Here is a 12,382-nt window from a genome sequence, read left to right as displayed (position 1 = left end):
TTTCTTTAATTTGCTTCATACATTATTTAACATCGATATTTATACTATGAAACATGCGTTTCATCCATTATCAAAGTATTTTTATCGATAATAAACTTCATCCAAAAACAGACCTTGTGCAGGGACGGTTTCTCCTGCATGTTGCCGCACTTTGCTTTCAAATATTTCATCGATTGTTTCTATCGGCATGGCACCTGTGCCGATTTCTAGTAATGTTCCCATGATAATCCGCACCATTTTATATAAGAATCCGTCTCCGACAAAAGTAAAATGAAGCATTTCTCCCTTTCGTTCGATAGATAATTCATCAATCGTACGCACTGTGGATTTTTTTGATTTTTTCAATGCAGAAAAACCAATGAAATCATGTGTACCCACTAATTTTTCGCAAGCTGCATTCAGCTTGTCCATATCCAACTCTTGAGGGAAATAAAAGCTGTGGTTTCGCTCAAATGCTGAAGGAATCACGTTGTTCCAAACATAATAGCTGTATTTTTTGCCCACCGCATTATATCTTGAATGGAAGCGCTCAGGCATTTCTTCGATTCTTTTGATGACAATATCCCGCGGAAGGTAACGATTCATAAAGTCGATCATTTCTGCCAGTCCAATTTCTGTGTTTGTTTTAAAATTTGCTACTTGTCCTCGCGCATGGGTGCCAGCATCTGTTCTTCCTGATCCAATAATTTCTATCTCTTCATTTGTCATCTGATGCAATACTTTTTCGATTTTTCCTTGAATGGTTTTATCGTCATCTCCAAGTCTTTGCCATCCTGAATATCTTTTTCCGTCATATTCGATTGTCAACTTGATGTTTCTCATATTTTAGTGGCTCCTCTGTCTTCCATTTGGTCTTCTCTCTACCTTTTTAAGATTGTAGCACAAAATATAGCTCCTTGCTTCTCTAAGACAGAAGCTATACAAGAAAACTGTGGAAATATATATTTCAGAAAAACAAAAAACAGCCACCGGATGAAGTATCCGCTGACTGTTCAATTTGACGGCTCAAGTTTTACTGTTTGAGATGCAAGATACTCAACCAGGCAATGGGCACATAATTAAAGAAAAAACTGATTCTTTGGCAAAAACCTATTTTATTCAGTAATGGCCAAGAATTTATAGAAGGAATTCTTGCCAGTCCATAAATCGCCGCAAAAAGCAAACTGATCACAGACAGTCCAAGGTATAAGTGGCTTACGTCCATTTGCCCATTTTTTCGATAGATCAAGAAAAGAAGAACTGGAAACAATAAAAAACCACTGTAACCTAAACCTGATCCGATATTATGGACCCATGTCGAGACATTCCACGAAGATTCATGGGTATTGATACTGAACAAACCTGTAAAGATACAATCACCTATACCATAGAACGCGATGGCTGCTGTAACTAGGGTAGCTAACACACGAGATGTACTTACAAATGCAGCATACAATGCAGGCAATGACAGGATGAAAAAGATCCCTGAAACCACAGACCAAATAAGAAACGCTTTTCTTACAGGACTGGAAACCTCTCCAAATACACTGATCACGCTCTTCATTTGATCTAATTCAGGATAATACAATCCTAATACGTACGGAGTCAAAAAATCACTCAGCACGCCTAATAATAAAAAGAAAAAACCAAATTTACGTAAAAAATCCATGATACGCCTCCAATAACAATTACCTATGCTTTTAATTGTTATTATAAACGACTTTATCTTGATTTAACAGAAACCTCTATTTACACGAACATCTATATGACTCATCAAAAACTCGAATCATTTTAAAAATACTAAATATCTAACGTTCAACGTTCACTTAATCCATCTAAACAATCTTTCAATTTGATTTTTTCCCCACTTCTTTTACGCGCGCCTAGCTCTCCTATTGCAGTAAACAACAGATCACTTGACGAATTTAAGGCAGTTTCCATTGAATCCTGGATAACACCGATAATAAATCCAATACCAACGATTTGCATCGCGACATCATTAGAGATACCAAACAAACTACATGCTAATGGAATCAATAACAGTGAACCGCCCGCAACACCTGAAGCTCCACAAGCAGCTAAAGCAGACAAAATACATAAAAGGACTTTCAAAACAAATGGTGCTTCAATCCCTAAAGAATGTACAGCAGTCAACGTCATCAAGGAAATGGTAATCGCGGCACCGCCCATATTGATCGTAGCACCTAACGGGATCGATATGGAATAAGACTCTTTTGTCAATTTCAATCTTTCAGCCAACATCATGTTTATCGGGATATTTGCGGCAGAACTTCGGGTAAAGAAAGCGGGAAGTGCGCTTTCTTTCAAACAAAAGAAAATCAATGGATAGGGATTTTCTTTAATAAACAAAAACGTGAGGAATGGGTACACAACTAATGCGACAAACAGCATCGTACCGATCAAAACAAGTAAAAGCTGCAGATACTCTGCCAATCCAGCGATTCCAGTCGTAGCAATTGATTGATAAACCAATCCTAAAATCCCTATCGGAGCAAATGCAATAATCACTTGTACGACTTGTGACAACGCTATAGATATCTGATCCACCAACTCTTTTGTCGATTCTGAACGTGCTCGAAAAGCTAGTCCCAACAATACAGCCCAGAATAAAACGCCAAGGTAATTCGCATCAATAAGAGATTGAACAGGATTTTGTGTGACATTCGTCAACATAGTAGATAAAACACTTTCCAAACTTTGCGGTGCTTTTTCAGATACTGTTTCTTGTAAAGTAATAGGAACAGTAAAAATTGAACTTACAATAACTGCTACAAGTGCAGAAAGCAATGTTCCCACTAAATATAAGATCAAAATAGGCTTCACAAATGTCTTATTCCCAATTTTATGCTTGGCAATTGACGCCATCGTCAAGAAAAAAACTAGAAGAGGCGCAATTGCTTTCAAGCAACTGACAAACAACGTCCCCAATATTGAAATAAATGTCCACGTGGGGAAAAAGATACCAAACAATATTCCGACTAAAATACCAACAACAATACGTTGAACTAACGACATATCCAAAAACTTCTCTAACAAATGACCACCCTTTCACAATTTTAACAATCATTGTATCATTTTATGCAAAGAAACTAAAGGTATAATTTTCTAAAAATTCTAACAATACAAACAACCATTACTTGCTAATTTTGCACTTTTTCTGTCTACACGTTGTTTTTTGAGATATTCTAAGTTAGGATGTTATTAATGGGCAACTTCTCAGGAAACGTTTTCTTATGTTTTTGTCCAATTTTTTTGTGAGGTGTTTATTCTTGAAAAAAATAAAGAAGGAGAGTTATGGCTTCCTGACAATCTTTGTCGCTTGTATAATGATGATTTTACAGCGTATATTGATTTCAGCAGTCACTATTCCTACATATGCAACAAACCCTGGTCGATTCTACATCTATACATTTTTACAAACTTCCGTTGTTATTGGTACAAATTTGATCCCACTTTACATGGGTTACCAATATCAAAAAATCGCCCGTTTAAAAGTTTTACATTATTTAAGTCGTTTTGCCTTTATATTCCTAACAGCCACACTAGCTTGCAATATCTTTTTTTACGTACAAGCTGGCAGCTTGAATATTCGTGATTATTGGCTTATCCTAACACCTATCAGTCAGAATTACTTTACTTATGCTGTTTCTTGTACTTTGCTTTTTTGTAGTATTCCTTATACAGTTGGATTTTTAAATAAATTATCGAAAACAACAATTAAATATCTACTATTATTTTTAACAATTGGATTAGTTGGCTGCTCTACTCTATTTAATAAAGACCCGTTTGCATTACAGAATGGACAGAGTATTTTATGGATTTTTTATTTATTTTTAATGGGTTATGGTTTGAAAGAATGGAACTGGAAAGAAAAGGTCCGCTATAAGCTTCCTCAAGTATTTATCAGCTTGATTGTTTTATTCGGTTTGATTATTTTGATGACACAAATTTCACTCATCATCAGAGGAAATACAGATACAGCGCTGAGGTTTTCTAAACCATATTCTCTCTTCGCAATGTATTATACTTTCTCTTCGTTTTTATTTTTAGAAATGCTATCTGATAAATTAGGTATAAAAGGAAGAGGAAATTTTCTTGCTGTATTTTTGATTGTCACTCAAGTTATATGTAATTTCCCTTTAGTTTCTTATCGCGTATCTACATTTATGAAACGTGAATTTCCAAACTCAGGGAAGGCATGGCTGATAAATATCGGGCAGTTTTTTATTTACTATTTATTAGCAGTGTCCCTCCTAGTTATCTTTTTATTTTATATACAAAAAATCCGTTTCATTCATCGTTTCATCGAATACTTCGCTTTTGATTCGATTGAACAATTAACACAACGTTGGAAAAAAAGAATTCATTGGCTTTTTGTTCATAAAAGTTATTTTTTAGTTGCAGCATTTTTTTACTGCTTTACCTTCGTGCAGATTTTCGTTTTAGAACCAAAAGAAGGTTGGAAAGAAACTATCCAGGTTGCCTTAAAAATATTTACTCAGCGACAAGCACCCATGATCCTGACAATCATCATTATTATGGGATTTTTCTTCTTACTATTGTTGATTTCCAATCGTTTTTGGTACGCCTTGACTGCTACCTTGATCATTAACTTACTGCTCACTATTTCGACAGTAATCAAAATGGAAATGCGGGAAGAGCCTGTCTTTCCTTCAGATTTAAAAATGCTGACCGGATTGTCAGAACTATTATCGATGGTTAGCCCAGTCTTATTAATCGTGGGCGGATTGATCCTTCTCCTATTATTGATTACTAGTATTATTGTACAACGTAGACTACAAAAACAGTATTCCTTGAAGATTCATTGGAAACGTCGATTTATCAGTATCGCTGTATTATTAGGATGTTTTTCGGGTGTCTTTTTCATTAATCACAAAAATTCGCCTTCTTTCTTGCTGTTTAATTTATTTAAAGTAAACAAGACTTTCTTTAACCAGCAAGGCGCCGTAAAAGATAACGGACCAGTCATTCAATTCCTAAACAATATCGACATTAAAATCATGGAAGAACCTGCTGGCTATTCGAAAGAAAAAATTAATGGAATAATGAAAAAGTACAACACAAAGGCAGATGAAATCAACCAAACAAGAAGTGACTGGTTAAACAATCAGACGATCGTTCTCAATTTAAGTGAAAGCTTCAGTGATCCTGCACGTGTCCCTAATCTGACAGTACCTACAGACCCTATTCCTTACATCAAAAGCATTATAACAGAAGGAACAGGAGGATTGATGTTATCCGTCGGTTATGGTGGCGGAACAGCTAACATGGAATGGGAAGGACTGACAGGCTTGAGTATCAGTAACCTGTCTGCTTCGTTAGTTACACCTTATACCCAGCTAGTGGAGCGTCAGAAAATAAGTCCAAATATTACCGATCTATTCGATGAAAAAATAGCCATCCATCCTTTTACAGCTGCTCTTTATCGCAGAAAACAAGTGTTTGATAAATTTGGTTTTGACAGGTTCTATTATTTAGACAGTCCGGATAAATTAACTTATACGGATAAAATAGAACAAAGCCCACGCATATCGGATGATTCAGCATACAAAGAAACCTTGAAAGCTTTACAAAGCAATACAGAAACGTCGCAATTCATCCAATTATCCACTATGCAAAACCATATGCCTTATGATGATTACTATAGTGAATTGAACTACACTGCTGAAGGAACTGCTGTCATTCCTAATAGAAGAAAAGAATTACAAACTTATATGCAAGGCCTTCACTATACCGATACAGCAGTAAAAAAATTCATCCAAGAAATCGACAAAATCGATAAACCGATTACCTTTGTTTTTTATGGTGACCATTTACCCGCAATCTATAGTGGGAATGATTCGAAAAAATATGGATTAGAACAGCACCAGACAGATTATTTCATTTATAGCAACAAGTATAGTCGTGAACAAGCAGCTACGTTAAATAAAGAAGTTGTTGCTCCTAATAACTTTGGTGCTATGGCTCTTGAGCATGCGAATATCAAAGTAACTCCTTACTATGCGTTGTTGACAGAAGTATCTAATCATCTACCTGCATTAACAATTGATCCTACAGAAACCTTGTCTAATCGTTTTAATGGAAAACAGGTCTTTGTTACAGAGGATAGTCAAATTATCCAAGAAAAAAATTTAACTGAGAAACAAAAAGAAATTCTAGAAGATTATCGTCTGATACAATATGATCTTGTTGCAGGTAACCAGTACAGTGCAACATGGGCGACACAAAAAATAAAAGACTAACAAATAAACTGAGCAAGGGGTTGTGATAAAAGACATGTCACAACCCCTTGTTTATCTCATTAATTTGCTTGTCCATAAACGATTTGATTAAAGCCATTTTTCAATTCATTATTCGCTGTCTCGTTAAAGTAAAGATAATTATCGGGATTCCCCTGATTTTGTTGTGTCACCAATACTTTTGGCTGATTTTGCTGAAACCCGAATAGATAGACGTGCTTTTTCAGATATGGTTCTGTCTCTGCATCGGAATAGACGGCTGTGATTTGATAGTCTGCTTGACCTGTCCCACTTTCTGACCATTCTGCAGAAACAGGCACTCCACCAATAGCCATCTTCCACTCCCCGTTCAAAATAGCTTGAGGGACTTTAAGACCATATAAGTCCACACTCATTTGATTCGTATAACTTTTGTATTGTTGTCCCATTGTTTGGCCCCATGTAGCCATAAATGCCTCTAATTGTGCGGATTTGTCTGCATTCCACAGTGTTTGTTCAACTTGTTCGCTGCTTTCTGAAGAGGAAGATGAAGCCTCTACAGAAGAACTTGAAGTAGATGTTTGAGTTGTTTCAGTCGTTTTGGAAGACTCTGACGAAGTAGAGGTATCTGCTGTTTCTGTACTTGCTGCAGTTGACTTGCTCTCTGTGCTAGTTGTTGTAGTAGTTGCAACTGTTGCTTTCGCTGTTTCTTTTGTTGATTCTTTTTTCGATTCATTCCCGTTGGTACAACCAGCTAACAAAAAAGCTAGACCAATTGTTAATAAAATCCTTTTTTTCAATTAAAAAACTCCTTTCGATTACTCCCCACACTTCTTTATTCTATCAAATAAGCAATGTAATTTTATTGTTTTTTCGTATTTTCTCATCAATCTTTCAAATCTTCTAAAAACTGAGAAGCACCCGCTGATGTCTTACAGACAACATCAGCGGGTGCTTCTTTTATTTTAATCTTCGTGATTTTCCAATTTACCTCACGCTTTATATTTGTATTTGAAGAAACATAGACTTTTAGTCATCATCGTCTTCCTCATCCAAATCTTGTCGGACAGTTTTTCCTTGGAGTCTTTGTACTTGGTAGATGATTTCTTTATTGAAACTTAAAAGTTCAACGAGTAATTGTTGCAAGCCATATTTTTCTTCTTTTTCAGCTAACTTGATTGCCCGTGTGATAAACATATTTTGGAAATCAAAATCTTTTGCAAAGTTTTCCAACATTGTTGAGGCTGGTAAATATTTGTTTTGACCATGTTCGTAAATTTTTCCATAACGCATGACTTCTTCTAAAGTAGACGGAACGATTTCATTATCAATCACTAACTCATGAGAGATTTTATTGAACCATCTCGCTTCTTGATCAGCATATTCTGAAAAAAGGGTACTTAATTCTTGCGAAGATGTACCCAAAACATACAATTGTGCTTGGATCAATTTCATTTCTTCTAATTTAAAATTTGCTAATACATGCCCCACCATGGCGCCAGCAGTTGGTTTATGATGGTCGATATCTGCTTGTTTTGTTTCTTGAGCAAATTTTTCTTCCACTATATTCATTGATTTACGCCTCTTTTACTTTTGTTGATTGGACTTCATAACCTAATTTTTCCACAACTGCAGCTAATTGTTCAGGGTGGACTACATCTGGATCAAAGTTTGCTTTGATTTTGCTTGCATTAAACAAAACTTTCGTATTGCTTACCCCAGGCTGTTGAGAAACCGCATGTTCGATTTTTTGCATACAGCTTGGACAAGCTAGTGTATCTAATTGCATAATAATTTTTTTCATCGTAGTTCTTCCTTCCTTTTTCTTGATAGTCTTATTCTAGATTACAGCTTCCATAAAAAAATTGATTCTTATCAAGTTTTACGATTTTTCTTCTTTGCTTTCGTGACCAAAATACAATAAACGCATCGCGTTAAAGATAACGATCAAGATACTAGCTTCGTGAACGAACATCCCACTAGCCATGTAAATAAACCCGGCAAATAAGCCGATGAGTAAAAATAAGACGACACCAATGGCAATCACTACATTTTCACGGGTATTCAAAACAGTTTTCTTAGCCAAACGGTAGGCATGAACCAACGATCCAAAACTAGATTGCATCAAGACAACGTCACTCGTTTCGATAGCGACATCCGTTCCTGATCCCATAGCAATCCCGATATCAGCCGCAGCCAAAGAGGGAGAATCATTGATTCCATCTCCAATGAAAGCAACGCGCAATCCTTGTTCTTGGTATTTTTTCACAAATTGAACCTTTTCGTCTGGTAATAATTCAGCATGGACTTCATCAATACCTAACATATCAGCTACATAATCAGCAGTCATCTGATTATCACCTGTCAGCATCACTAACTGTTTTGCTCCTGCTTGTTTCAACTCAGCTAATTGTTCAGCGACTTCTGGTCGAATCACATCTGACACACCAATGATTTGAGTGATTTTTTTGTCGATTGCTACAATAATGACCGAGCTGCCTGTTTGTTGTAATTGATGTAAATCTTGTACTTGCTTTGGTGTGAGAGAAAGTTTGTGAGCGGCAATCAATTTGGTGTTGCCCGCACAAACTGCATGACCATCAATCTCAGCTGTGATTCCTTGTCCCTTGATCGTCTGATTATCTTTGACTACTAATTGTTGAAAATCAATGTCTTTCTCCTGAGCATAATGGATCACGGCGCGCCCCAGAGGATGATCGGATAACGTTTCTAATCGAGCCACTAAAGCTAAGCTGTCACCTTCATCCTCTGTATAGTTCTTGATAGTGGATACAGCAGTAGTTCCTTTGGTCAATGTACCGGTTTTATCAAAGACAAAAGTATCGATTTTGGAAAAAGTATCCATTGCTTCACCGCCTTTGACTAAGATGCCCCGTTTTGCTCCATTACCGATTCCTGCTACATTCGAAACAGGCGCACCAATGACTAAAGCGCCAGGACAACCAAGAACCAAAACAGTGATTGCTAAACGAAAATCACGACTGATCAGACCAACAAGCAACGCAATAAGTAAAACGGTTGGAGTATAATACTGAGAAAATCGATCAATGAATTTTTCCGCATGGGATTTGGTATCTTGTGCTTCTTCTACTAATTCGATAATTTTGGCAAAGGTCGTATCATCTCCGACCTTAGTTGCTTCAATCGTCACGTAGCCATCTGCTAAAATCGTTCCAGAAAATACGTCATCTCCACTGATTTTGACGACTTGTCGTGATTCACCCGTCACTGCGGCTTCATCCGCATACCCTTTTCCGTCAATGACTCGTCCGTCCACAGGAATAGCTCCACCAGTTTTTACTAAGACGATATCGCCTTCTTCCACGTCATCGATTTCCACTTCTTCGGTTGTTCCATCTTCTTGGACAACGCTAGCAGTCGATGGAGCCATCTCGGTCAAAGCCTTGATTGATTCCCGCGTTTTGGTCAATGTTTTTTGTTCCAGATAGCTACCAAACAAAAACAAGAATGTAACGATAGCTGACTCCTTGTATTCTCCGATCATAAAGGCACCGAGCACAGCAATAGTAACGAGTAAATCAATTGAGATAACTTTGACTTTTACTGCCTGATACGCATGAATCATAATAGGTATGACCGCAATAATAGAAGCTATGGCTAGAGCAACGTTATAGAACAAGACAAATCCAGTAAATTTTCCGATAAAACCAAAAATAATCAACACAGCTGATAAGGCGGTGATATGATTTCGATGCTCTTGGATCCACTTTTGAAATTTCATCTTTCTCCCTCTTTTCCTTTTCGTTCTTACGAGACTAAGTATAGATACTTATCCATCATAAAAAATTGACCACTATCAAGTTTAGTCAAAAAGGCGGTTTTCTTTTGGCAGAATACACTACAAAAAAATAGTTAGCAAGAAGACTCACTAAAAGTGTTCTTGCCAACTATTGTCGATTCTATCGAAATTTTCATTGAATGATTTTCCTGTACAGCATACATCGGAGATCTATTTCTTTATCTAAGATTTTTATCTTGCTAATTTTTTCCTTTAGTCTTTCAAATCCACGTCGTTCATAGAATTGATACGTACAGCCACTATCTGTAAAAAGGAATATTTCTTTTCCTTTCTCTCTTTTTTCAAATTCTGTCAGCAACTTGGTGCCGATGCCTTTTATTTTCAAATCAGGATTTGCAGCTAAAAAAATGATTTCTCCATCTGGCGAATGCTTCTTTAAATATGCTGCAAGCATTTGTTCATTCGCTATCTCGTAAACTCCTTTACTCTCTTTAGCAAATATATTTTGTAAAAAATCGAATATCTTAACATATATTTGCTGTCCAAAAGAACGATGTTTCTTTTTTTCTCCTTTTATCTCCGCCAGCAAAACACCTGCCAACTCGTCCTCTGCATACAAAGCAAGAATTTGAGTAGCTCGATTCAACTCCATATACAAAAAATATCTTCCGTAAAGATTCAGCAGAAGTTCATTTCCCATATATCTCTCAAAGTTCATTCCTTCAACAGCAAAATAGATCGCTTTTTTGTAATCTTTCTTTTCTAAGGGTTTAAAAGTTAGTTTCATCATTTCGCCTCCTTAACTTCAATGATTGTGTTATACTTACATTATAATAGACACAGTGTCTACTATCTATAATCAATCATCTATAAGATTGTCGATTAAGCGACAGCTTTGCTTTGATATGTCGGATAAGGAGATAGGTAAATGAAAAAGACAGATAGACGCGTCAAAAAAACAGAAAAAGCTTTGGCTGAAGCACTATCCACATTATTAGTAAATAAAAAGATTCAAGCAATCACTATACGCGAGCTAACAGAAACGGCAGATGTACATCGTTCGACTTTTTATACACATTATAAGGATATCTATGATCTATATGATCAATTAGAAAGCAACTTTTTTCGGGATCTAACTGAAATTCTCTCTTATGATCCAGCCCATAGCTATGAGGAACTATACACTCGCTTGATCGACTATGTTTACGCAAATACTTTTTTATATCGCTTGTTTATCCTCAACCATGGTGATATTTCGTTTCAGAAGAAAGTTAAACAAGTTATTGAAGAAAACTATCTGAGCATATGGCTATATGAAGACAAGAAAACGATTATCACAGAAGAAATGAGATTCTTCACTACGTACCACGTCCAAGGTTGTCTATCCGTTCTCAATCGGTGGGTAGAAAGCAATTACAAGTACTCCAAAAAAGAATTATTAGAACTCTTACAGAAACTGAATGATCACATAGAGAAAATCATGCCTTGAATAAAAACATACTAAGCTTAGTTAAGAAGAACCGTAACCTTGAGAGTGTAAAATATTTTGTGTAAATGATTCTTCCCTACTGCAGATTGTTTCTAATTCTCAATCAGTTGGCTTAGCATTTGTTCGAGCTCGCCTTCGGCCTGTTGGAAACCTTTATGACTGCGACCTAGGAATTTTTGGTTGTAAGTATCAAAAGACGAGGCTAAGAAACGTTCCATCGACTCTTCGTTTTGGAACTGTTCCTTGCGGTGGCTGTATTTCTTGATTTGCTTATTAAAGGATTCAATCAAGTTCGTAGAATAAATACTCTTGCGTATGGCCAAGGGGAAATCATAGAAAGTGAGCAAGTGATCGTTCGAAAGAATCGATTCAACCACTTTTGGATAGCTGGTTTTCCATTTTTCCGCAAAAGCACCACGTGCTTCCAATGCCGCCTTTTTAGATGACGCTTGATACACACCATTTTAAAATCATCACAGACTTCCTTACGATCATCGACACGCACTTTGTGACTGATATTACGGGAAACGTGTACACAACAATGTTGAAAACGAGCTTTGGGATAGAACCGATGAATCGCTCCTACCATCCCCTTTAAGCCATCCGTGATGAACAGGAGGACATTTTTCACACCGCGCTCTTGAAGGTCCAATAAAATTTCCTCCCAAATCGTGATGGATTCAGTCGGTACAATCGCATAGCTCAACACTTCCTTTGAACCGTCCGGGCGAATGCCAACTGCGATATGAATGGCTTCCTTGGCGACGGTTTTCCGCTTTAACGGAATATACGTTGCGTCCATATAAATAGCGGCATAACGGTCATGAAGCTCCCGCCCTTTAAACGCCGTTACCTCTTCTGTAAATGATTTTG

General features: G+C 36.8%; 10 protein-coding genes and 1 pseudogene. 2 read left to right on the top strand and 9 right to left on the bottom strand.

What is annotated here, in order from left to right:
- Positions 1–81: 81 nt before the first annotated feature.
- The 3 genes from truA to sstT form a co-directional block, all read right to left on the bottom strand.
- Positions 82–822, bottom strand: a complete 741-nt coding sequence (gene truA / locus RG571_RS10835) for a tRNA pseudouridine(38-40) synthase TruA (RefSeq protein WP_002294728.1) — start codon at positions 820–822, stop codon at positions 82–84.
- 190 nt (positions 823–1,012) lie between these two features.
- The gene (locus RG571_RS10830; RefSeq protein WP_002294730.1) at positions 1,013–1,648 is read right to left on the bottom strand and encodes a DUF998 domain-containing protein; all 636 of its coding nucleotides are present in this window, start codon (positions 1,646–1,648) and stop codon (positions 1,013–1,015) included.
- 146 nt (positions 1,649–1,794) lie between these two features.
- The gene (gene sstT / locus RG571_RS10825; protein WP_002317132.1) at positions 1,795–3,015 is read right to left on the bottom strand and encodes a serine/threonine transporter SstT; all 1,221 of its coding nucleotides are present in this window, start codon (positions 3,013–3,015) and stop codon (positions 1,795–1,797) included.
- Positions 3,016–3,269: 254 nt separating this feature from the next.
- Here sstT and RG571_RS10820 point away from each other — a divergent pair, with 254 nt between their 5' ends.
- Entirely contained in the window at positions 3,270–6,263 is a 2,994-nt protein-coding gene (locus tag RG571_RS10820) for a sulfatase-like hydrolase/transferase (protein WP_308412211.1), read from the top strand.
- A 59-nt stretch (positions 6,264–6,322) separates the two neighbouring features.
- On the opposite strand, the gene RG571_RS10815 is transcribed toward RG571_RS10820, so the two are convergent.
- From RG571_RS10815 to RG571_RS10795, 5 genes are all read right to left on the bottom strand, one after another.
- The gene (locus tag RG571_RS10815) at positions 6,323–7,039 is read right to left on the bottom strand and encodes a DUF4767 domain-containing protein (protein ID WP_002339519.1); all 717 of its coding nucleotides are present in this window, start codon (positions 7,037–7,039) and stop codon (positions 6,323–6,325) included.
- A 229-nt stretch (positions 7,040–7,268) separates the two neighbouring features.
- Complete coding sequence (locus RG571_RS10810; protein ID WP_002298699.1) at positions 7,269–7,811, bottom strand: ferritin-like domain-containing protein; 543 nt, start codon at positions 7,809–7,811, stop codon at positions 7,269–7,271.
- Positions 7,812–7,815: 4 nt separating this feature from the next.
- Complete coding sequence (locus RG571_RS10805) at positions 7,816–8,043, bottom strand: heavy-metal-associated domain-containing protein (RefSeq protein ID WP_002326415.1); 228 nt, start codon at positions 8,041–8,043, stop codon at positions 7,816–7,818.
- A gap of 78 nt (positions 8,044–8,121) precedes the next feature.
- A complete protein-coding gene (locus RG571_RS10800) occupies positions 8,122–10,002 on the bottom strand; it encodes a heavy metal translocating P-type ATPase (protein ID WP_002326414.1) in 1,881 nt (626 codons plus the stop codon).
- A 190-nt stretch (positions 10,003–10,192) separates the two neighbouring features.
- Positions 10,193–10,807: a GNAT family N-acetyltransferase gene (locus RG571_RS10795; protein ID WP_002339518.1), complete on the bottom strand. Its 615-nt coding sequence runs from the start codon at positions 10,805–10,807 to the stop codon at positions 10,193–10,195.
- A gap of 141 nt (positions 10,808–10,948) precedes the next feature.
- Here RG571_RS10795 and RG571_RS10790 point away from each other — a divergent pair, with 141 nt between their 5' ends.
- Entirely contained in the window at positions 10,949–11,509 is a 561-nt protein-coding gene (locus RG571_RS10790) for a TetR/AcrR family transcriptional regulator (RefSeq protein ID WP_002326412.1), read from the top strand.
- A 92-nt stretch (positions 11,510–11,601) separates the two neighbouring features.
- On the opposite strand, the pseudogene RG571_RS10785 reads toward RG571_RS10790, so the two are convergent.
- A pseudogene (locus RG571_RS10785) lies at positions 11,602–12,382 on the bottom strand (IS256 family transposase); the annotation flags it as partial.

Origin of the sequence: Enterococcus sp. FR204, assembly GCF_031143325.1 — a bacterium.
GTDB classification, from domain to species: domain Bacteria; phylum Bacillota; class Bacilli; order Lactobacillales; family Enterococcaceae; genus Enterococcus_B; species Enterococcus_B faecium.
This window is presented reverse-complemented; position numbering and strand designations above follow the sequence as displayed.